Annotated in this window: 18 protein-coding genes; 13 read left to right on the plus strand and 5 right to left on the minus strand. The window is 70.9% G+C overall.

Annotation, left to right across the window (positions count from 1 at the left end; genetic code table 11):
• The first annotated feature begins 95 nt into the window (after positions 1 to 95).
• A complete protein-coding gene (locus tag DSC_RS12175; RefSeq protein WP_014161468.1) occupies positions 96 to 800 on the plus strand; it encodes a YggS family pyridoxal phosphate-dependent enzyme in 705 nt (234 codons plus the stop codon).
• 50 nt (positions 801 to 850) lie between these two features.
• Positions 851 to 1,705 (plus strand): pyrroline-5-carboxylate reductase, encoded by an 855-nt coding sequence (proC, locus tag DSC_RS12180; RefSeq protein WP_043290625.1) that lies wholly within the window; start codon positions 851 to 853, stop codon positions 1,703 to 1,705.
• Between the two features lie 439 nt (positions 1,706 to 2,144).
• Here proC and pdxH read toward each other — a convergent pair whose 3' ends face one another.
• Positions 2,145 to 2,753 (minus strand): pyridoxamine 5'-phosphate oxidase, encoded by a 609-nt coding sequence (pdxH, locus tag DSC_RS12185; protein ID WP_043291337.1) that lies wholly within the window; start codon positions 2,751 to 2,753, stop codon positions 2,145 to 2,147.
• Between the two features lie 49 nt (positions 2,754 to 2,802).
• Here pdxH and DSC_RS12190 point away from each other — a divergent pair, with 49 nt between their 5' ends.
• Positions 2,803 to 3,624 carry a hypothetical protein gene (locus DSC_RS12190; RefSeq protein WP_014161472.1) on the plus strand — a complete coding sequence of 274 codons (822 nt, stop codon included), beginning with the start codon at positions 2,803 to 2,805 and terminating at the stop codon, positions 3,622 to 3,624.
• An 8-nt stretch (positions 3,625 to 3,632) separates the two neighbouring features.
• Here the strand turns inward: DSC_RS12190 and DSC_RS12195 are convergent, their stop codons facing one another.
• Together DSC_RS12195 and DSC_RS12200 are read right to left on the minus strand one after the other, a co-directional pair.
• A complete protein-coding gene (locus tag DSC_RS12195) occupies positions 3,633 to 4,073 on the minus strand; it encodes a hypothetical protein (RefSeq protein ID WP_014161473.1) in 441 nt (146 codons plus the stop codon).
• Positions 4,073 to 4,378, minus strand: coding sequence for a hypothetical protein (locus DSC_RS12200; RefSeq protein ID WP_014161474.1), 306 nt, complete (start codon positions 4,376 to 4,378; stop codon positions 4,073 to 4,075). Before DSC_RS12200 ends, DSC_RS12195 begins: the two co-directional genes overlap by 1 nt.
• Positions 4,379 to 4,586: 208 nt before the next feature.
• Between DSC_RS12200 and DSC_RS15745 the strand changes: the two genes are divergently transcribed.
• The 5 genes from DSC_RS15745 (at position 4,587) to hemE (ending at position 10,546) form a co-directional block, all read left to right on the plus strand.
• A complete protein-coding gene (locus DSC_RS15745) occupies positions 4,587 to 7,355 on the plus strand; it encodes a protein kinase domain-containing protein (RefSeq protein ID WP_052299804.1) in 2,769 nt (922 codons plus the stop codon).
• 122 nt (positions 7,356 to 7,477) lie between these two features.
• Positions 7,478 to 8,023, plus strand: coding sequence for a shikimate kinase (locus DSC_RS12210; protein ID WP_043290628.1), 546 nt, complete (start codon positions 7,478 to 7,480; stop codon positions 8,021 to 8,023).
• 8 nt (positions 8,024 to 8,031) lie between these two features.
• Positions 8,032 to 9,132 (plus strand): 3-dehydroquinate synthase, encoded by a 1,101-nt coding sequence (aroB, locus tag DSC_RS12215; protein WP_014161477.1) that lies wholly within the window; start codon positions 8,032 to 8,034, stop codon positions 9,130 to 9,132.
• A 51-nt stretch (positions 9,133 to 9,183) separates the two neighbouring features.
• The gene (locus tag DSC_RS12220; RefSeq protein ID WP_014161478.1) at positions 9,184 to 9,438 is read left to right on the plus strand and encodes a WGR domain-containing protein; all 255 of its coding nucleotides are present in this window, start codon (positions 9,184 to 9,186) and stop codon (positions 9,436 to 9,438) included.
• Between the two features lie 37 nt (positions 9,439 to 9,475).
• On the plus strand, positions 9,476 to 10,546 hold the full coding sequence (gene hemE, locus DSC_RS12225) for a uroporphyrinogen decarboxylase (RefSeq protein ID WP_014161479.1): 1,071 nt from the start codon (positions 9,476 to 9,478) through the stop codon (positions 10,544 to 10,546).
• Positions 10,547 to 10,603: 57 nt separating this feature from the next.
• Here hemE and DSC_RS12230 read toward each other — a convergent pair whose 3' ends face one another.
• The gene (locus DSC_RS12230; RefSeq protein ID WP_043290632.1) at positions 10,604 to 14,134 is read right to left on the minus strand and encodes a sensor histidine kinase; all 3,531 of its coding nucleotides are present in this window, start codon (positions 14,132 to 14,134) and stop codon (positions 10,604 to 10,606) included.
• Between the two features lie 223 nt (positions 14,135 to 14,357).
• Between DSC_RS12230 and DSC_RS12235 the strand changes: the two genes are divergently transcribed.
• Genes DSC_RS12235 through DSC_RS12245 form a run of 3 tightly spaced genes read left to right on the plus strand, consistent with a single transcriptional unit; the run spans position 14,358 to position 16,227 of the window.
• Complete coding sequence (locus DSC_RS12235; RefSeq protein ID WP_043291341.1) at positions 14,358 to 15,071, plus strand: YceI family protein; 714 nt, start codon at positions 14,358 to 14,360, stop codon at positions 15,069 to 15,071.
• Positions 15,068 to 15,655, plus strand: a complete 588-nt coding sequence (locus DSC_RS12240; RefSeq protein ID WP_014161482.1) for a cytochrome b — start codon at positions 15,068 to 15,070, stop codon at positions 15,653 to 15,655. Before DSC_RS12235 ends, DSC_RS12240 begins: the two co-directional genes overlap by 4 nt.
• Positions 15,656 to 15,657: 2 nt before the next feature.
• Positions 15,658 to 16,227 (plus strand): YceI family protein, encoded by a 570-nt coding sequence (locus tag DSC_RS12245; protein WP_014161483.1) that lies wholly within the window; start codon positions 15,658 to 15,660, stop codon positions 16,225 to 16,227.
• Positions 16,228 to 16,288: 61 nt separating this feature from the next.
• Here the strand turns inward: DSC_RS12245 and DSC_RS12250 are convergent, their stop codons facing one another.
• Positions 16,289 to 16,516 carry a glutaredoxin family protein gene (locus tag DSC_RS12250; protein ID WP_014161484.1) on the minus strand — a complete coding sequence of 76 codons (228 nt, stop codon included), beginning with the start codon at positions 16,514 to 16,516 and terminating at the stop codon, positions 16,289 to 16,291.
• 72 nt (positions 16,517 to 16,588) lie between these two features.
• Here DSC_RS12250 and DSC_RS12255 point away from each other — a divergent pair, with 72 nt between their 5' ends.
• Together DSC_RS12255 and DSC_RS12260 are read left to right on the plus strand one after the other, a co-directional pair.
• Complete coding sequence (locus DSC_RS12255) at positions 16,589 to 17,971, plus strand: L-serine ammonia-lyase (protein WP_014161485.1); 1,383 nt, start codon at positions 16,589 to 16,591, stop codon at positions 17,969 to 17,971.
• 60 nt (positions 17,972 to 18,031) lie between these two features.
• Positions 18,032 to 21,127, plus strand: a complete 3,096-nt coding sequence (locus tag DSC_RS12260; RefSeq protein ID WP_014161486.1) for a ligand-binding sensor domain-containing diguanylate cyclase — start codon at positions 18,032 to 18,034, stop codon at positions 21,125 to 21,127.
• The last annotated feature ends 87 nt before the right edge of the window (positions 21,128 to 21,214 follow it).

Below are 21,214 nucleotides of genomic sequence, written 5' to 3' on the forward strand. Positions count from 1 at the left end.
TGGGTATTCCCCCTGAAAGGTGCTGCCAACTGGAACCGTACATCCCCAAAAGGCAGTATAGCCTCCTTCCCGCAGCAGCCAACGGCCCTGTTTACGTGCTTTCCCAGCGTCTTGCCGAGCTCCGCAACGCACTGCGCAAGGCCGCCGCCGCGGCCGGCCGGCCCATGCCCACGCTGGTGGCGGTGTCCAAGTTCCAGCCGGCCGCGGCCGTGGCCGAGCTGGCCGACGCCGGCCAGCGGGCGTTCGGAGAGAACTACGTCCAGGAAGCGCAGGCCAAGCGGGCCGAACTGGACAGGCCGGGACTGGAGTGGCACCTGATCGGCCACCTGCAGTCCAACAAGGCCGCGCTGGCGGCCGAGCTGTTCGACTGGGTGCAAAGCGTGGACCGGACCAAGCTGGTGGACGCGCTGGCCGCGGCCCGCCCGCCCGGGCGCGCACCGCTGAACGTGCTGCTCCAGGTCAACATCGATGACGAAGCCGGCAAGCACGGCTGCGCGCCGGAGCAGGTCCAGGCGCTGGCGGCATGGGTGGCGGCCCGACCGACCCTGGCCCTGCGCGGGCTGATGGCCATTCCCGCCCCGCATGCAGATCCGGCGCTGCGGCGCGCGGCCTTTGCCCGCATGAAGGCGCTGTTCGACGCGCTGGCGGCCGCGCATCCGGGCGTGGACACCTTGTCGATGGGCATGAGCGGGGACTTCGCCCTGGCCGTGGCCGAAGGCGCGACGATGGTCCGCATCGGCACGGCGTTGTTCGGAAGCCGCCCGGCGCCGGGGAGCCGGGACCGGGCCAAGGCCGGATGACCCGCTGGCGCCTGCTATTTTTGCCCACCCTTTAGCCGCTGCAGATCGCCATGACCGCCCCGAGTCCCCCATCCCCGGTCCCCACGTCCGAATCCACGATCGCCTTCATCGGCGGCGGCAACATGGCCCGCAGCCTGATCGGCGGACTGATCGCGCGCGGCACCGACCCGGCCACGATCCGGGTGGCCGAACCGGTGGCCGAGCTGCGCCAGGCACTGGCCGGCCAGTTCGGCGTGCAGGTGTTCGATGCGGCGGCCGAGGCGGTGCAAGGCGCGGGGCTGTGGCTGTTCGCGGTCAAGCCGCAGGTGATGCGCGCGGTGTGCCAGGCGCTGGCTTGGGCAGCCTCGCAGGACAGGCCGCTGCTGGTGTCGATCGCCGCCGGGATCACCGCCGCCCAGCTCACGCGCTGGCTGGGCGGCCAGGCGGCGGTGGTGCGGGCCATGCCCAATACGCCGGCCATGCTGGGCGCGGGTGTGACCGGGCTGTTCGCCACCGCGCAGGTGGACCAGGCCGGCCGTGCGCGCACCGAGGCGCTGCTGTCCAGCGTCGGCGAGACGGTATGGATCGAGCAGGAGGCACAGATGGACGCGGTCACCGCCGTGTCCGGCAGTGGCCCGGCCTACGTGTTCCTGCTGGCCGAGGCGATGGAGGCGGCCGGCATCGCCCAGGGCCTGCCGGCCGAAGCCGCGCGCGCCCTGACCCTGCAGACGGTGCTCGGCGCGGCGCGGATGCTGACCGAATCGGGCCAGGCCCCGGCCGAACTGCGCCGCCAGGTCACCTCGCCGGGCGGCACCACCCAGGCCGCGATCGAGGTGTTCCAGGCCGGCGGTTTCGAAACGCTCACCGCTGCGGCCATCGCCGCGGCCACCGCCCGCGGCAGGGCGCTGTCGGCGGCCAACGATTGAGGCCATGGCCGCGTGCGATGGCGCATGGGCGGGTGGCCCGCCGCGCTTGCCATCCGGGTGCTGCTGGTCGGGTGTTCAGTCCATACGCGCGCGGTGATGTACCGCGATGGCGGGTCAAGACCCGCCCTATGGTTTTCCTGCGAGGTGGGGTGGGATCCCGTGTCGACGCCGTTGCACGCGGCAGTGCGGCCATACCGAACCGTCGCCACGCCCGGGGCACCGTTTTCGCTGGCTTCGATCCGTGGGTGCGTGGGGAGCCGGCTCGGCGCCGGCGCCTAGGAGCCTGTCGGACTTTGGCCGGCCGGGCTGCAAATTCGGCTGTGCGGTCCATATTTCCGTCGCTTCTTGCCCCATAGAACCACTATGGGGCGGCGAATCGGCGAAAATCTGTCCTCGCACAGCCGAATTTTCGCCTCGACCGCCAAAGCCCGACAGACTCCTAGGGAAACAGCATCCGCTTGGACCAGGCGCCGTCCGGGGCGCGTTCGTAGCGCCAGCGCTGGTGCAGGCGGAACCTGGCGCCGTACCAGAACTCGAAACTGTCCGGCACCACGCGAAATCCGGTCCAGCCGTCCGGGCGCGGCACCTGCATGCCGGCGAACTCGGCCTCGACCTGGGCCAGGCGCTTGTGGAAATCCTCGATGTGCTCCAGCGTGTGCGACTGCGCCGAGGCCCAGGTGCCGAGCTGGCTTTCGCGCGGCCGGGTGGCGAAGTAGGCATCGGCCTCGGCGTCGCTGACCTGCTGCACCGCGCCTTCGACCCGCACCTGGACACCGGCCTCGCGCAAGGTGCGCCACAGCAGCAGCAAGGCCGCGCGCGGATTGGCCTGCAACTCGCGGCCCTTCTGGCTGTCCAGGTGGCTGTAGAAGACCAGGCCGCGGGCGTCATGCGACTTCAGCAGCACCGTGCGCAGCGAAGGATGGCCGGCCAGGGTCGCGGTGGCCAGGTTCATCGCGTTGTATTCGGGCTCGGCCGTGCTGCGGCTGGCTTCCTCGTACAGCGCGGAGAAGGTGGCCAGGGCTTCGGCGTACAGATCGACGTCGGTCATCATCGGTGGATGCGCAAGGCGCCCGCGGGCGGTGCGCTATTGTCGCCCGATGGGCACACCCGCGCAGCAACCGCGCCCCGGCTTTCCGCACACCCTGGTCCAGGAGGCGCTGGCCTGCGCCCGCGCGCTGCCGCAGGCGGTGCCGGTGTGGGGCCTGTCGGCGCTGCAGGGCACCGGCAAGTCCACCTTCGCCGCGCAGCTGGCCCAGGCCGCGCAGGACGCCGGGCTGCCTGCGGCGGTGTTGTCGCTGGACGATTTCTACCTGACCGGCGATGCGCGCCGAACGCTGGCCCGGCAGGTGCATCCGCTGCTGGAAACCCGCGGCCCGCCCGGCACCCATGACCTGCCATTGGCACTGGCGACGCTGGATGCACTGGGTGCGGGTGAACCGGTCAAGCTGCCGCGCTTTGACAAGCTGGCCGACGAGCGCGTGCCCGAGTCGCAGTGGCCCACGCTGGACGCGCCGGCGCGGCTGGTGATCTTCGAGGGCTGGTGCCTGGGCACACCGGCCCAGGAGCCGGGCGAGCTGGCACTGCCGATCAACACGCTGGAGCGCGAGGAAGACCCCGACGGCACCTGGCGCACCTTCTGCAATGACGCGCTGGCGCGCGACTACCCCGCGCTGTGGAACACCTGCCACGCACTGTGGTTCATCCAGCCGCCGGGGTTCGCGAACGTGCTGGCCTGGCGCTGGCAGGCCGAGCAGCAGCTCCAGGCCGCCCATCCCGGCCGCACCGGCATGAGCTGGCCGCAGCTGGAGCGCTTCGTCCAGCACTACGAACGGGTCAGCCGCCAGGCGCTGCGGACCCTGCCCGCGCTGGCCGACCGGGTGGTGCGCGTGGATGCGCAGCGTCGGCTGCTGGCAGATTGAAGCCGGTTTCAGCGGCACTTGCGATACGGCGAGCCGTCGACCAGCGCGCGGTACTGCGCAGGCAGCCTCGGCCCGCCGCGATAGTCGTAATCGTGGGCCTGGATGGTGACCTCGCCGGGTTTTTCGTCGGCATTGAAGACCACCGAGATCGGATCCTGGCCCTGGCCCTGGAACCAGGGCGCGAACCACACCGCGATGCCGCTGTAGCCGTCACCGAAGTAGCTGGCGCCATATTCGGGGCGGTCGGCCAGCAGGGGGCCGCCGGGCAGCTCGAAACGCATCCCCGCCCGGTCCACGGTGAACTGCGGATGGCGCGCGCATTGCCCGCCCGGCGCGTAGGTCCCAAACAGCGCGGGAAACTCGCTCATGCCCGTCAGGGTCACCGCACCGGCACCAGCCGCTGCCGGCAACGCCAGCACCAGCAGCAGGCGCAGGCCAACAGCACGCATCAGCCCGGCACCACCAGTGATGCCCCACCGGAGGTGAACTCCCGGTAGGCACCGTCGATCACCTTGAGGTTGGCGCGCGCTTTCCACTGCACCCAGCCGGCGATGGCCAGCATCGGCAACCCGACGAACGCGCCGATCACTGAGATGGTCATGATCGCCCCGATGACCAGGAAGGCCAGCGAGCCCAGCTTGAGCGGCTGTTGTTGCTGGATCAGTTGCTGGCGGCGCGATTCCAGGACCTGCGGGTCCTGGCTGGCCAAGGCCTTGAGCTGGCCGATGACGAAGTCGTGGGTGACGGTCAGCATTGCGGACTCCTGGTGGGAATGAAGGGACCGCCGCGCCTGCTGGCGCGGCTTGAATCGCTGTCAGCATGGCCGGGGCGGCAGTGAAGGTCCTCACCGAATGCTCAAGAAACCTTCAAGGATCATCCACGGCCGGCGGTCGCTGCGACGCACAGGCTGCTGCGAGGTGTCCTGACCTATGATTCAGGCCCACACCCCGCATGTCACCGGCATGAGCCTGCCCCTTTATCGCTGGCGTTTTGGTCTGGTCGAGTACAACGAAGCCCGGCGCGAACTGCGCGTGGCCGGGCTGGTGGTGGAGGTGGAGAACCGGCCGCTGGATGTGCTCTCGCTGCTGCTGCGCCACGCCGGCCAGGTGGTGACCAAGCAGCAGCTGTTCGACCAGGTCTGGGCCGGACGGATCACCGTGGACCACGTCCTGGCCACCGCCGTGGGCAAGCTGCGCAAGGCCCTGGACGCGGCCGGGGAAAGCCGGATCGTCACCGTGCCCCGGCTGGGCTACCGCTTCGACGGACCGGTCGAACGCAGCGCGGCCGGCGGCCTTGACGACCATCGGCTGGCGCTGAAGCCGGGGCAGCCGGTGCCTGGGCGCCCCCGGATGCTGCTCGAACAGCAGCTCGGGCGCACCCTGGGCAGCGAGGTATGGCTGGCCCGGCATCCGCGCAGCGGCCAGGTGCGGGTGTTCAAGTTTGCCCTGGACAGCGACTGCGTGGCGGCGATCAAGCGCGAGGCCACCTTGTCGCGGGTGCTGCGCGACAGCCTGGGCGAACGCCCCGACTTGGTCCGGGTGACCGACTGGAACTTCGAATCGGCGCCGTTCTTCCTGGAATGCGAATACGGCGGCCAGGCGATGCCCGCATGGGCCGCCGCGGCGCTGGAGCGGCTCGACCGCGCGGCCCGGATCGACCTGTTCCTGCAGGTGGCCGACGTGGTGGACGCAGCGCACGGCGTGGGCGTGCTGCATCGCGACTTGAAGCCCTCCAACATCCTGCTGTCGGCGCGGGCCGATGGCTGGCAGGTCCGCCTGACCGACTTCGGCAGTAGCCGCCTGCTGCAGCCCGAACAGCTGGCAGCCCCGGACATCAGTCTGCTTGGCTTCACCCGACCAGACCAGACGGCCGACAGCGCCGGCACGCTGCTGTACCTGGCGCCGGAACTGCTGGCTGGGCATGCCTCCACCGTGCGCAGCGACCTGTATGCGCTGGGCCTGCTGCTGTACCAGCTGCTGGTGGGCGACCTGCAACGTCCGCTCGCACCGGGCTGGGAGCGCGAGGTGGGCGACCCGCTGCTGTGCGAGGACATCGCCCTGGCCACCGACACCGATCCGGCGCGGCGCCTGGCCACCGCCGGCGAGCTGGCCACGCGCCTGCGCAGCCTGCAGGCACGCCGCGCGGCGCTGGCCGAACGCCAGGCGGCCGAACGGGCCACGGCGGCACTGCACCGATCGCTGGACCGCGCCCAGGCCCGCCGCCCCTGGATGATCGCCGCCGTCGCGGTGCTGGCTTGCGGCGCGGTGGCCTGCGCAGGCCTGTGGTACCGCAGCGAGCACCAGCGGCAGGCCGCCCTGCGCCAGGCTGCGCGGGCCGAGGCGGTGGTGCGGTTCCTCAGTGACGACCTGATCGGCGGGCTGAGCCCGGGCGGCGGTGGCTTCGAGCGCAACCCCAGCATCCGCGACATGCTCCAGTACGCCTCCGAACACCTAGACGCGCGCTTCGGCGACGATCCGGCCACCCGCGGCAGCGTCGAGGCGGCATTGGGAAGCGCCTGGCGCACGCTGGGCCAGTACGACCGCGCCACCTTCCATCTGCGCCGGGCCGTGGCCGAGGACACACGCGCCTTCGGCGCCGACGACCCGCTGACGCTCAAGACCCGCTACAGCCTGGTCCGCAGCCTGGCCTACGCCGGCAGCGCCGATGCCTTCCAGGAAGCTGCGCGCCTGATTGATGCCACCGACAGGGCCGCGGCCGCGCACCTGCAGGCCGAGGACGAGATCGCCCTGTATGCGGCCATCGCCCGGGGCCAGTTCCATTTCCAGCAGCTGCAGATCGCGCCGGCGCTGCAGGCCTTTGCCCAAGCCGACCGCCTGCAGCGCCGCTGGCGGCCGCAGGACGGACAGATGGCCGGGGTCATCCGCGCCAGCATCGCCGATGCCACCCTGCGCCAGGGCAAAGTCCAGCAGGGCATCGGCCAGCTGAAGGCCCTGCTGGCCGATCCACTGCTGGCGCCCGCCCGGATCGGCGAAGCAACCGTGGCAGGCTACCAGGCAACGTTGGCCCGCGCCCTGCGCAACGATGCGCGCTACGCCCAGGCACTACCCCTGGCGCAGCAAGCCGTGGCCACCAGCGCGCGCGTGCTGGGCCAGGACGATTACCTCACGCTCACCCGGCTCTCGATCGTGGCCAGCATCCAGGACCTGGCCGGCGACTGCGCCGGTTCGCTGGCTACCATGCGCACGGTGCGCGCGCGCATGGCCGCTCGTTACGGCGCCGAGCGCCAGTTCACCCTGGTGGAAACCGGCAACCTGGGGCTGAAGGAATACGACTGCGGCGACCGCGCCGCTGGCCTGGCCTACCTGCAGCAGGCCGAGCGCGAACTGCGGGCGCGCTATGGCCAGGGCAACGTGGCCGCGCACAGTTTCCGCTATGCCCTGGCCGGGGCGCTGGCCGACCAGGGCCGCTACCGGCAGGCCCTGGACATGGTCGATGGCCTGGACCTGGCGGCACTGGTGGCAGGGGATTCCTCGCCCGCCTGGTCCGACCGCATCCGCGCACTCAGAGGCCGGGTCCTGGTGCTGTCCGGACAGGTCGAACCGGGCCGCGCCCTGCTGCGCCAAGCACTTCCCCGCCTGGCCACCTCCGGCACCGAACCTGCGGACCAGCTGCGCCGCCTGCAGGCCCTGGCCGGCCTGGAACCGCAACCAGCCGCGCCTGCGCCAACCCCGGCCACCCTGATCGCCGGCCAGCAGCGCCCGACACCCTGAACGCTTGCGCCGCCGCCTGCTGCCAGGCCACGGCAAACCCCTGGCGTGCCAGCGTGCTGCGGGCCGTTGCGCCTGCAACCGCGTTGGCGGCGTGCGAGCGCGCACGGCTATCATCGGCGGCGATGAATCCCGCCCCCAATCTCGTGATGGTCGGCCCGATGGGCGCCGGCAAGACCTCCATCGGCCGCCGCATCGCCGAGCGCTTCAGCCTGAAGTTCGCCGATGTCGACCAGGCGGTGGTCCAGACCTGCGGGATCAGCATTCCGGCCATTTTCGAGCAGGTCGGCCAGGCCGGGTTCCGCGAACGCGAGCGCGCCGCGCTGGCCACGCTGCTGGCCGGCCAGGGCCAGGTGGTGGCCAGCGGCGGCGGCGCGGTGCTCGATGCCGACAGCCGTGCGCTGATGAAGGCACGCGGCTTTGTGATCTACCTGAAGGTGGACGTGGAGACCCAGCTCAGACGGGTGGCCCGCGACCGCAACCGTCCGCTGCTGCTGACCGGCGACCGCCGCCAGGTCCTGACCGAGCTGATGGAGGTGCGCGAGCCCCTGTACCTGGAGGTGGCCGACCTGGTCCTGCAAGCCGATGAGCTGACCCCGGGCGAGGCCACCGCCGCGCTGGTCGGCCGGCTGGCCCGGCAATGGCAGCGCAGCGGGGTCAGCGCGGCATGAGCCAAGCGATGCAGACCGTCCATGTTGGCGGCGACACCCCCTACCAGATCCGCATCGGCGCCGGCCTGCTCGGCGATGGCGCGGCGCTGGCCGCGCACGTGCGCGGCCGCCACGTGCTGCTGGTCAGCGATGCGCATGTCGCCCCGCTCTACGCCGACACGGTCGAGCAGGCGCTGCGCGCGGCCAGGCCGCAGATCGAGCTGGCGCGCCTGGTGCTGCCGGCCGGCGAGCAGTCCAAGACCCTGGCCAGCTTCGGCGCCGCGATCGAGGCGCTGGCCACGCTGGGCGCCAGCCGCGATGCCTGCGTGTTCGCCCTGGGCGGTGGCGTGGTCGGTGACCTGGCCGGTTTCGCCGCGGCCTGCTGGATGCGCGGGGTGGATGTGGTGCAGCTGCCGACCACGCTGCTGTCGATGGTCGATTCCTCGGTCGGCGGCAAGACCGCAGTGGACATCCCGCAGGGCAAGAACCTGGTCGGCGCGTTCCACCCGCCGCGCGCGGTGTTCGCCGATACCGCGGTGCTGGCCACGCTGCCGCCGCGCGAGCTGCGCGCCGGGCTGGCCGAGGTGATCAAGTACGGCGCGCTGGGTGACCGGCTGTTCTTCGAGTGGCTCCAAACCCAGCACCAGCCGCTGCTGGCCGGCGACGCGCACGCCCTGACCACGGCCATCGCCCGCAGCTGCGAGGCCAAGGCCGCCATCGTCGCCCGCGATCCGCTGGAAAAGGGCGAACGCGCCCTGCTCAACTTCGGCCATACCTTCGGCCACGCCATCGAGACCGAACAGGGCTATGCCGCGGTGGCCAATGACAACCTCAACCACGGTGAAGCGGTGGCCGTGGGCATGGTCCTGGCCGCGCGGCTGTCCGCGCGCCTGGGCCTGAGCGCGGCGCAGGACACCCAGCGCCTGATCGACCTGCTGGACGCCTGCGGCCTGCCCACGCAACTGCCCGCCGGCCTGTCGCCGCATGCCCTGTTGGGGCGCATGCGCCTGGACAAGAAGAACCTCGCCGGCCGCCTGCGCCTGGTGCTGTGGCGCGGCATCGGCCAGGCCGAAGTGGTGCCCGACGTGGATGAAGCGCAGGTGCTGCAGGTACTGGCCGATATGCCCTGAGCGCATGGGCGGGACGCGGGCGCCACACCGGGCTGGGATAAACTTCCGGCCATGCGCCTGTTCCTGCAACAACATCCCAGCGCCGGCGAACCGCCCCGCTACCTGCAGCTGACCCTGCAACCGGACCTGTTCGGCGGTTGGGAGCTGCTGCGCGAGACCGGCCAGATCGGCGGCCGCGGCCAGCTGCGCCGCGAGCAGTACCCGGCCCAGCCCGAGGCGACCGCGGCATTCGAGAAAGTCCGCGACGCGCACCTCAAGCGCGGCTTCCAGGTGATGTTCGTGCGCGGCGCCGACGCCCCGCGCTGAGCTGCGCGCTTCCCCTTCCTTACCCTCGAAACCTGCCATGACTGCGCTCAAGAACGATCGCCTGCTGCGCGCGCTGCGCCGCCAGCCCACCGACCGCACGCCGGTATGGCTGATGCGCCAGGCTGGCCGCTACCTGCCCGAGTACCGCGCCACCCGAGCCAGGGCCGGCAGCTTCCTGGGCATGGCCAAGAACCCCGAAATCGCCTGCGAGGTGACCCTGCAGCCGCTGGCGCGCTTCCCGCTGGATGCGGCGATCCTGTTCTCCGACATCCTGACCATCCCCGATGCGATGGGCCTGGGGCTGTATTTCGTCGATGGGGAAGGCCCCAGGTTCCGCCACACCGTGCGCAGCGCGGCCGAGGCGGCCAGGCTGGCGGTGCCGGACATGGAAACCGAGCTGCGCTATGTGATGGACGCGGTGCGCCTGATCCGCCGCGAGCTGGACGGCAGCGTGCCGCTGATCGGCTTTTCCGGCAGCCCGTGGACCCTGGCCTGCTACATGGTCGAAGGCGGCGGCAGCAAGGACTTCGCCCGGATCAAGGCGATGGCGCTCAACGATCCGGACACACTGCACGCGCTGCTGAAGGTCAACACCGACGCGGTGATCGCGTACCTGTCGGCGCAGCGCGCCGCCGGCGCGCAGGCGCTGCAGGTGTTCGACACCTGGGGCGGCGTGCTGAGCCCGGCGATGTACCGCGCCTTCTCGTTGCCCTACCTGCAGCGCATCGCCGCCGAGCTGGAGCGCGGCGAAGGCGACGATCGCACGCCGCTGATCCTGTTCGGCAAGGGCAACGCGGCGCACCTGGAAGCCCTGGCCGCCACCGGCACCGACGCGGTCGGCGTGGACTGGCTGGTGGAGCTGTCCGATGCCGCGCGCCGCACCGGCGGCAAGGTTGCCCTGCAGGGCAACCTGGATCCGGCGGTGCTGTACGGCTCGCCGGCGGCCGTCGATGCGCAGGTCAGGCAGGTGCTGGACAGCTACGCCTGTGGCACCGGTGGCAGCCGCGAGGGACACGTGTTCAACCTGGGCCACGGAATGTCGCCGGACATGGATCCGGACCACGTCGCCGCGCTGGTCGAGGCGGTGCATCGCCACAGCGCGCGCTGAGCGTCGAAACACGCGTGCTCCAGCGGCATGCGCAGGCCTTTGGGCCGGCGCCGCGTTTCAGGCCTGGCGCTGTTGCGCGGCGGCGATCGCCGCGGTGATCGCCTCGGCCAGCATCTGGCCGGTGACCGGCTTGCGCAGGAAGCCGTCGAAGCCGGCCGCCTGCGCCAGCGCCTCGGCATCGCCATCGGCGCGGGCGGTCACCGCAAGCATCGGCAAGGTCAGGCCCTGGGCGCGCAGCTGGCGGGCCAGCGCCAGGCCATCGATGCCCGGCAGGTCCAGGTCCAGCAGGGCGATGTCGAAGTGTTCCAATGCCAGGGCCGTCAGCGCGGCCAGCCCGTGCGACACCGCCTGCACCGCATGTCCGCGTGCCTGCAGCAGGCCGGTCACCACCTCGGCGATGGTGGCATCGTCCTCCACCAGCAGCACCGACAGGGGCGAGCCTTCGCCTGGGGCCGGCGCGCTCGGCAACGCTGGAACGGCGCCGTTGCCGGCCGGCAACGGCAGCGATACCAGAAAGCGCGTGCCCTGCCCCGGGGTGCTTTCCACGCTGATCGTGCCGCCCATGGCCACGGCCAGTTCCTGGCAGATCGCCAGGCCCAGGCCGCTGCCGCCATAACGCGAGGCGGTGCGTGCACCTTCGGCCTGCTCGAAGCGCTGGAACAGCCTTGCCTGCTGCTCGGCATTCATGCCCGGGCCGGTGTCGCTGACCACCAGCATCACGCCTGCCTCGGCCAGCGGCAGCGCCTGCAGGCGCACCGCGCCGCGCTCGGTGAACTTGACCGCGTTGCCCAACAGATTGAGCACGATCTGACGGATCCGCAGCGGGTCGCCACGCAGGGCAGGCGGCACGCCGTCGGCGACGTGGCACGAGAACGCCAGCCCGCGCTGCTGCGCACTCGGCGCGATCAGCGCGGCCACGCCATCGAGCAGCTCGCGCAGATCGAAGTCCTGCGCGTCCATTTCAAGTCGGCCAGCCTCGATGCGGGCCAGGTCCAGGGCATCGTTGACCAGCCGCAGCAGGTGGCTGCCGGCGTTCTGGATCGCGCGGGTGTAGCGGCGCTGGCGCTCGTCCAGCGGCGTGGCCAGCAGCAGTTCGCTCATGCCCAGCACGCCGGTCATCGGCGTGCGCACCTCGTGGCCGAGCGTGGCCAGGAAGTGGGTCTTGGCCTGCGAGGCCTGTTCGGCCAACTCGCGCTTGTGCTGGGCCAGCTGCCAGGCGCTGCGGCGGCGCAGCCGCAGGCGGTACAGGTGCAGCGATCCACCGGTCAGCAGCAATGCCAGCAACGCCCACGACGCCAGCCCCCAGGGGCTGCGCCACCACGGTGGCAACACGCGAAAGTGCAGGGTCTTGACCGGCGACCACACCCCGTCGCTGCTGCGGCCCTGGACCTCCAGTGCGTAGCGTCCGGCCGGCAGGCGCGAGAACAACCGCTCGCCGCTCACGCCCACCTCCACCCAGTCCGGGTCGTAGCCGCCCAGTCGGAAGCGATAACTGCTGTCGTCCGCGCCGGAAAATGACAGCAGCCGCGCCGCCACGTGCAGGTCGCGGTCCTGGCTGTCCAGCACCGGCTCTGCAAGGTGGGTCAGGTCCAGGCCATCGTCGCCGCGACGCACGCCGACAAATTCGATCTGCAGCGCCGGTTGCCGCCTGGACGGCGTCAGCAGCCCCGGGTCGAACAGCACCAGTCCGTCGGGGGTGGCGCCGGAGATCTGCCCGGTGCTGGCCTGGACCAGGCTGTGCTCGCGGATCTCCGGGCTTGGCAGGCCATCACGCACGCCATACTGGCGCAGCTGCCGGCTTTTGGGATCGGTGCGCGTCAGGCCGCGCGAGGAGCCGGTCCAGACGATGCCCTGACGGTCGACCAACAGACTGGTGGGCGCCGTGGCAGGGAAATCCTGATCGGCACCGATCCGCTGCAGCAGGCGCAGACGCTGGCCATCCCAGCGGTAATGCCGGAGCTGGCCCATCGCGCCCAGCCAGAGGCCATGGTCACCATCGAAGGCCATCGAGAACAACGCATCGCCCGAAGCGCCCGGGATGGGTTCGACCCGTTGCTCCTGTTCGCGCCACCGCATCAACCCGCGGTCGGTCACCAGCCATGGCTGTCCGTCCGGACCACACTGCAGATCCTGCACGAAGACGTCTCGGGGAAAGGCCGGAGAACCTGCCGGCACGCGCCGCACCACGTGGCCGTCCAGGTCGCGCACCTGCAGGCCCACGGTGCGCACGTAGAGCCACAGCTGCGCGCCACAGGCCCTGGCCAGAGACACGCCGCCCGGATCGACCGCATCGACCGCATCCTTCTCGCTCCAGCGCTGGAGCTGGCCATTGGCCGGGTCGTAGCGGTAGAGCAGGCCGTTGAGCCCGATCCAGACCCGGCCCTGGTCGTCCTCGGTCATGCTCTGCGGCCAGAACACGGGGTCGATCACCTTGAGGTGGTGCTTGACCTGGCCGGTGGCCGGGTCCAGCCAGTCCAGCGCACCGCGGGTGCCGGTCAGCCACAGGCCGCCCTGGCTGGAAGGAGCGGTGGCCAGCACGTAGGGGTTGCGCATCGTGGCCGGGTCGCTGTCGTCGTTGCTCAGCACCGCGAACTGCCGCCAGTTGGCAGGCAGGTGCCACAGGTTGGCGTTCATGCTGGCAAACCACAGTCCGCCGTCGCGATCCTGGTAGGCGGTGACCCAGTTGGGCTTGACCAGGCCATGGGCCGAGACGCTGTACAGCGGCACATTGCGGACAGTGGCCTGGTCCTGGTAGCCCAGGCCCGAGGCGGTGTCGAGCCAGTAGGTGCCGGCGCTGTCGTGCAGCAGGGTCTGCAGCACCGGGATCGCAGAGGCGCTGCGCCAGGGCTGGTTGACGAAGCTGCCATCGGGCTTGCGCAACACCACGCCCAGGTTGGTGGCAATCCACAGGCCGCCATCGGGTTCGGGCGTGAGCCGGTTGACGTCGACGCGCTGCAGGGCCTGGTTGGGCGCCCGTTCGAAGTCATGGCCGGTCCAGCGCGCGAGCCCACGCTTGGTGCCGATCCACAGGCTGCCGTCGGCGGTGGTGGCCATGTGCACCACGCTGCTGTTGGGCAGGCTGCGCGGATCGCCTGCGATGGGCATGTAGCGCTGGAAATGCCCGTCAGCAAACCGCCGGGTCAGGCCGCCGCCGGCGGTGCCAAACCACAGGCTGCCGTCGGCCGTGGCGGCGATCGACCAGATCGTGTCGCTGCCCAGCGCCGGCGTGTTGCGGCGGTTGTAGAAGGTAAAGCTCTTGCGGTTGGCGTCCATCACCGCGACGCCGGCGTTCTCCGTGCCAACCCACAGCCGGTTGTCCGCATCCACGTACAGCGCCCAGGTCAGGTTGTCGCGCAGACCATCTTCGGTCCGCCAGATCCGGAACCCGCGGCCGTCATAGCGGGCCAGGCCATCGTAAGTGGCCATCCATAGATACCCCAACCTGTCTTCGGCAAAGGCGTTGACCCGGCCGCTGGGCAGACCGTCGGCCACGCCCATCTGGCGGGGCTGCGGGGTCAGCGGCACGGCCGCCGCGGCCAGGCCGGTCCAGCCCAGCAGGCTCCACAGGAACAATCGTCGTGCCCACATCTGCTGTTGCCCTCATGGCATTGGCGCATGCACGGCTGCGGCCGTCCGGGGCGTGCGGCCTGTGCGCAGCGCCATCGTGCAAGCAAGCATGGAGGCCTGGCAACCGTTGCATGGCGTGTGCGAACCCCGCGCCGGCGACCGCGGCACGCCGCCGTGGGCGTGGACCGTGTGCAGCTTCGGCAGCGCCAGCGGGCAGGGCTGGCAGGTGTCTACAATCCGCGCCATGCCTCGATCCGCCACCCTGCTGCGCCTGATTCCCGCCGCCTGGCTGTGGGCCGCGCTGTTGCCCTGCGGCCCGGCCTGGGCGACGCCTGCGGCCTACCAGCTCGATCCGGTCCATACCCGGGTGCTGTTCGCCGTCCCCCATGCGGGGTTCTCGCAAGCGATGGGCACGATCTCGGGCAGCACCGGCGTGCTGGAATTCGACCCGGACGACTGGTCCAGCGCGCGGGTGGAAGTGGCCGTGCCACTGGACCGCGCCGACCTGGGCGATGCGGCCTGGAACAAGGCCGTGGCCGCCGGCAACCTGCTCGACAGCGACGACCATCGGCAGGCGCGCTTCGTCTCCACCGGGGTGGTCGCCCACGATGCCAGGCGCGCGCAGGTCACCGGCAACCTGACCCTGCGCGGGGTGACCCGGCCGGTCACCCTGGAGGTGGTCTTCAACCAGCTCAAGCGCCATCCGCTGCCGCCATTCCGGCGCACCGCCGGGTTTTCGGCCACCGCCACGATCAGCCGCGCCGACTTCGGCATCACCGCATGGAAATCGGTGATCGGCGACACCGTGCAGCTGATTATCCAGGCCGAGGCCACCCGCACCGGCCAGGACCTGGACACGCCGATGCCCGATGCCACGCAGATGCCGGCCACCGCTGCCGCCGAACCCGGCGTAGACTCACAGCCAGCACAGTCCACGCCACAGGATTCCACGCCATGACCAGACCCAACGCCGAACGCTGGGGCGCCGTCAGCCAGGCCCTGCACTGGCTCATCGTGCTGATGATCTTCGGGCTGGCGGTGGTCGGCCTGACCCTGGACGAGCTGCCCAGGACGCCGAGCTACTTCTGGGTGTACACCGCGCACAAGTCGATGGGCATCACCGTGCTGGCGCTGGTGCTGGTGCGCCTGGCCTGGCGCCTGTACGCCGGTGCGCCGCGGCCGGTGCCGGGCACGCCCGGCTGGCAGCACGCCACCGCCGTGGTCACCCACGTGCTGCTGTACGCGGTCATGTTCGCCATGCCGCTGTCGGGCTGGCTGTACGACTCGGCCAGCGGGCTGCGTCCGTTCAAGCTGTTCGGCCTGTTGGAGATGCCCAAGCTGGTCGCGCCCGATGAGGCCATCGCCGCGACCGCCCACGAGATCCACGAATGGGGCCTGTACGTGCTGATCGTGCTGGTGATGGTGCATGCCGGCGCCGCGCTGTACCACCACCTGTTCCTGGGCGATGCCACCCTCGCCCGCATGCTGCCGCGCGGCTGGCTGCGCGCGTCCGCTCCCGCGGCGCCGGGCAAGGAGCCCTGACCATGTCCGGCAAGTTGCTCTCCCCCGCGCTGACCGCTGCCGCGCTGGTGGTGATGTTCTGCACCGCTGCGGCCAGGGCCGCCGACTACGTGCAGGCGCCGGGCTCGACCCTGGCATTCGCCAGCAGCTACGACGGCGAGGCCTTCACCGGCACGTTCGGCAAGTTCGACACCACGGTCAGTTTCGACCCGATGCGCCCGGACCAGGGCTCGATCGAGGTCACCATCGGCCTGGCCAGCACCAATACCGGCAACGGTGACCGCGACGCGACCCTGGCCGGCGCGGACTTCTTCGACGTGGCCAGGTTCGCCCAGGCCACCTACAGGGCCAAGGGCTTCAAGGCGCTCGGCGGCAATCGCTACAGCACCGACGGCACCCTGACCCTGCGCGGGGTGTCCAGGCCGGTGACGCTGACCTTCCTGTGGACGCCCGGCCCGCAGCCGACGCTGGCCGGCAAGGCCGCGCTCAAGCGCCTGGACTTCGGCGTGGGTGGCGGCGACTGGAAAGACACCGACACCATCCCCGATGCGGTGGCAGTGAGCACCAGGGTCATCCTGAAGCCAGCCAGCTGATTGCCGCGCTGATCCGGGATCGTGCGCAGGCGCCGGGCGCGCGACACTCGCGCACGGCCGCTCAGCGGCCCAGGAACGCGGCCACCGCCTGCACATCGAACGGCCAGTCCAGCTCACGGCCGCTGCGTGGATCGCACAGCACCGGGACACGCGTGCCATAGCGCGCTTCCAGGGTGGGGTCCTCGTCGATGAACACACTCTCCAATGCCGGCGCGCGTGCCGTGGCCAGCACCTCCAGCGCCAGGTCGCACAGGTGGCAGTCATCGCGCTGGTAGAGGATCAGGGACATGCGGCAAGCCTGCACGAAAACCGGTCTGTTGCGCCGCGCAGCAAGCCTGACGGGCGCGGCTAGAATAGGCCCATGGCGGTCAGCACCTTTGATTTGTTCAAGATCGGCATCGGGCCCAGTTCTTCGCACACGGTCGGCCCGATGCGGGCCGCGGCGCGTTTTGTCTCGCGCTGGCTGGGCGAGCCCGGGCGCCTGCCCGAGGTGGCCCGGATCCGCGCCGAAGTCTACGGCTCGCTGGCGCTGACCGGCCGCGGCCACGGCACCGACAAGGCCGTGCTGATGGGCCTGGAAGGGCACCTGCCGCAGCTGATCGATCCGGACATCATCCCGGCCACGCTGGCGCGCGTGCGCGGTGAACAGCGCCTCATGCTGGGCGGCAGCCACGCCATCGCCTTCGAGGAAAAGCGCGACCTGGTGATGAACAAGCGCCAGAAGCTGCCCTTCCACAGCAACGGCATGCGCTTTACCGCCTTCGATGCAGCCGACCAGGTGATCGCCACGCGCGACTACTACTCGGTTGGCGGCGGCTTCGTGGTCAATGCCGATGAAGCCGCCGATGACCGCATCGTCGCCGACCAGACGCCGCTGCCGTATCCATTCCACAGTGGCGATCAATTGATCGCACGCAGCGCGCACAGCGGCCTGTCGATCGCCCAGCTGATGTTCGAGAACGAAAAGAGCTGGCGCAGCGAGGCGCAGATCCGCGCCGGCCTGCGCCAGATCTGGACTGCGATGCAGGCCTGCGTGGCCCGCGGCATCGTCCAGGAGGGCACCCTGCCCGGCGGCCTGCAGGTGTCGCGGCGCGCCCCGGCGCTGCATCGCGAACTGTCGGCCAAGCCCGAGGCGGCCATGCGCGACCCGCTGACCACCCTGGACTGGGTCAACCTGTACGCGCTGGCGGTGAACGAGGAAAACGCCGCCGGCGGGCGCGTGGTCACCGCCCCCACCAACGGCGCGGCCGGAATCATTCCCGCGGTGCTGCATTACTTCGACCGGTTCTGCGCCGGCAGCGACGAGCAGAGGATCTTCGATTTCCTGCTGACCGCCGCGGCGGTGGGCATCCTGTACAAGGAGAACGCCAGCATCTCCGGCGCCGAGGTCGGCTGCCAGGGCGAGGTCGGCGTGGCCTGTTCGATGGCCGCCGCCGGCCTGACCGCCGCCCTGGGCGGCAGCACCAGCCAGATCGAGAACGCCGCCGAGATCGGCATGGAGCACAACCTGGGTCTGACCTGCGACCCGATCGGCGGGCTGGTGCAGATCCCGTGCATCGAGCGCAACGCCATGGGTTCGGTGAAGGCCATCAACGCCAGTCGCATGGCCATGCGCGGCGACGGCAAGCACAAGGTTTCCCTGGACAAGGTGATCCGCACCATGCGTGACACCGGCCGCGATATGCGTGACAAATACAAGGAAACCAGCCGGGGAGGCTTGGCGGTCAACGTCATCGAATGCTGAGTCGCTTCAGCCACTGACATCGCCGCCGTTAACCGGATCAGGGGAAAAGGCGACGTCAGCATGGGCGAGGCGGTTCCGGGATTGCATCAGCGCACGCGCGGCGGCCACTGGCTGCGGCGCAGCTTGCTGTGCGCGTTGGCCGCCTGCGCCCTGCCCGGGCACGCGCTGCAGCCGGACAAGCGCTTCCAGGACTACGTCACCAGCAACTGGTCGGTCGAACAGGGCCTGCCGCAGCTGAGCGTCACCGCGCTGGCCCAGGACAGCACCGGCTATGTGTGGATGGGCACCCAGGCCGGACTGGCGCGTTTCGACGGCATCCAGTTCACCAGCTACGACGGCCACGCCTGGCCGGGCCTGAACAGCGGCGACATCCGCGCGCTGCTGCCCGAGGCCGATGGCCGGCTGTGGGTCGGCACCAGCCGGGGGCTGGCGGTGTTCGCACAGGCCCGCTTCCGCCAGCTCGATCCGCAGCCGGCGCCGGGCGGCCCGTTCGAAGTCACCGCCCTGTCCCACGACCCGCAGGGCCGGGTGCTGGTGGCCTCCAACCAGGGCGTGTACCGGGTCGACGGCGACCACCTCACCCGCCTGCCCGGCCTGGAAAAACCCGCCACCGCCCTGTTGCACGAGACCGGCACGCTGTGGGTCGGCGGAGTCGGTCAGGTCCAGCGGATCGACGCGCAGGGCCAGCGCACCACCCTGGCCCTGCCCGATCCGGCCACCACGGCCTCGGTGCACCTGCTGCAGCGCGCGCAGGACCGGCTGTGGGCCGGCACCAGCGCCGGGTTGTATGTCCTGCAGGCCGGGCGCTGGCAGCCGTATACGGCCGATCCGCTGCTGCGGCGCGCGCCGGTGGAGGCCATGCTGCTGGACCGCGACGACAACCTGTGGATCGGCACGGCCGATCACCTGATGCGCCTGCGCGCAGGCCAGGTGGTCGAACGGATCACCGGCGATGTGCGCCTGGCCGCGCGCAGCCTGATGCAGGACCGCGAGGGCAACCTGTGGATCGGCACCCTCACCTCTGGCGCCACCCGGGTGTGGAATGGCACCACGCGCCGCTATTCGCGCAGCGACGGGCTGAGCGACCCGCTGCTGTGGTCGGTTGCACCCGGCCGCGATGGTCAGATCTGGGTGGGCAGCAACGATGGCGTGTCGCTGTTTGACCAGGGCCGCTTCCGCACCCTGGTCACCGGCCGCCAGCTGCCACATCCGGCCGCCTACACGCTGCTGGTGGAAAGCGAGCGCACCTGGATCGGCACCCGCGCCGGGGTGGCGGTGCTGCGCCAGGGCGTGGTCCAGCGCCCTGCCGAGCTGACCCCGATGGACGGCGCGCAGATCAACGGCATCATTCGCGACGGCCGGGGCACGCTGTGGTTTGCCACCTCCAACGGGCTGTTCCGGCTCAGGGGCCAGGCCCTGACCCGCTACGGCATCGCCCAGGGCCTGGCCGACCCGCGCGTGCGGGTGCTCCATGTCACCGGCGACGGGCGCCTGCTGGTCGGCACCTACAGCGGCCTGTACCAGTGGCGCGACGAGCGCCTGGTGCCGCTGGGGCGCGACACCGGCTTTCCGGCCCAGACCCACGTCACCGCCCTGTACGAGCTGCCCAACCACCAGCTGCTGGTCGGCAACCTCTCGCGCGAAACGCTGCTGCTGTTCGACGGCCGGCGCTGGATCGAGCTGGGCCGCGAGCGCGGCGTGCCGGCCAATCCGGTGTTCGCCATCGCCGCCGATGCGCGCGGCCAGCTGTGGCTGGCCGGCCTGCGCGGCATCTACCGCTTCCCGTTGAGCGAGATCGCCAGGGTCCAGGCCTCGCCCAGCGCCAGCCTGCAGATCCGGCAGCTGCTCAACGAACGCGGCGACCGCCACGGCGGCCAGAAGGGCGACTGCTGCAACGGCGCCGGCAACGCCCGCGGCCTGCTGCGCGATGGCGCGTTCTGGCTGCCCACGCGCGATGGCCTGCTGGCCATGGAGACGGCCCGGGACCACAGCAACCCGGTGCCGCCGACGCCGCGCGTGGAGCGCGTGCAGGTGCAGGGCCAGTGGCGCGATGTGGAAGCCGGCGGCGACTGGACCCTGCCGGCGCAGGCCCGCGACCTGCGCTTCCAGTTCACCGCGCTGAGCTTCCAGGCGCCCGAGCACATCGACATCCGCTACCGCCTGCGCGGCTACGACGCGCAGTGGATGACCCTGGAGAACATCGCCCAGCGCAGCGTCAACTACACCAACCTGCCGGCCGGGCAGTACGTGTTCGAAGTGATCGGCGTGAACAACAGCGGGGTGCAGAGCCTGCAGCCGGCGCAGCTGGCCTTCCGGATCCAGCCGTTCTTCTACGAGCAGCTCTGGTTCGGCCTGGGCGCCGGGCTGGGCGTGCTGCTGCTGATCGCGCTGGGCTACGGCTGGCTCTCGCGCCGCCACGCGCGCCAGCGCGCGGTGCTGGAAGCCCTGGTCCAGCGGCGTACCCAGGCCCTGCAGGATGCAAACCAGCGACTGGAGGCGCTGACCGTCACCGACCCGCTGACCGGCCTGCACAACCGCCGCTACCTGGGGCGGCAGATCCCGCTGGACCTGGCCTTCTACGAGCGCGACACCGGCGTGGACATGCAGCGCGACGCGCTGATGTTCGGCCTTCTGGACCTGGACCACTTCAAGCAGATCAACGACCGCTTCGGCCACGACGCCGGCGACCGGGTCCTGCAGCAGGCGGCCCAGTGCCTGCGCCAGCTCACCCGCGAGGGCGACTACGTGGTGCGCTGGGGCGGCGAGGAATTCCTGCTGGTGTTCCGGCCGATGCCGCGCGCGCAGCTGCATGCGCTGGGCGAACGGGTCTGCCAGGCCATCGCGCAAAAGCCCTTCGCGATCGGCCAGGGCCGGACGCTGCAGGTCACCGTGTCACTGGGGCTGATGGAGTACCCGCCCTTCCCCGAGGCGCCGCACCTGCTGGGCTGGGAACAGATGGTCACCCTGGCCGACCGCGCGCTCTACCACGTCAAGACGCATGGCCGCAACGGCTGGGCCGCGTATCGGCGCGCCCCGCACGCCACCCAGGCCGGCATTGAAGCGTGCAATGGCAATCCCGCGCAGCTGGTTGAAACCGGGCAGCTGGTGCTGGTCGGGTCCAGCCCGCAGGTGGACCAAGCAGCCCCGCCAAGTTAGCCATCGGCGGGATCAAGCCGCCCGCCGCTGCGCCCATGCACGGCGCAGCCTGCGTTGCGCAGCGCGGCGTGTAACCGCTTCCAATCG

Origin of the sequence: Pseudoxanthomonas spadix BD-a59 (assembly GCF_000233915.3) — a bacterium.
Classification (GTDB): domain Bacteria; phylum Pseudomonadota; class Gammaproteobacteria; order Xanthomonadales; family Xanthomonadaceae; genus Pseudoxanthomonas_A; species Pseudoxanthomonas_A spadix.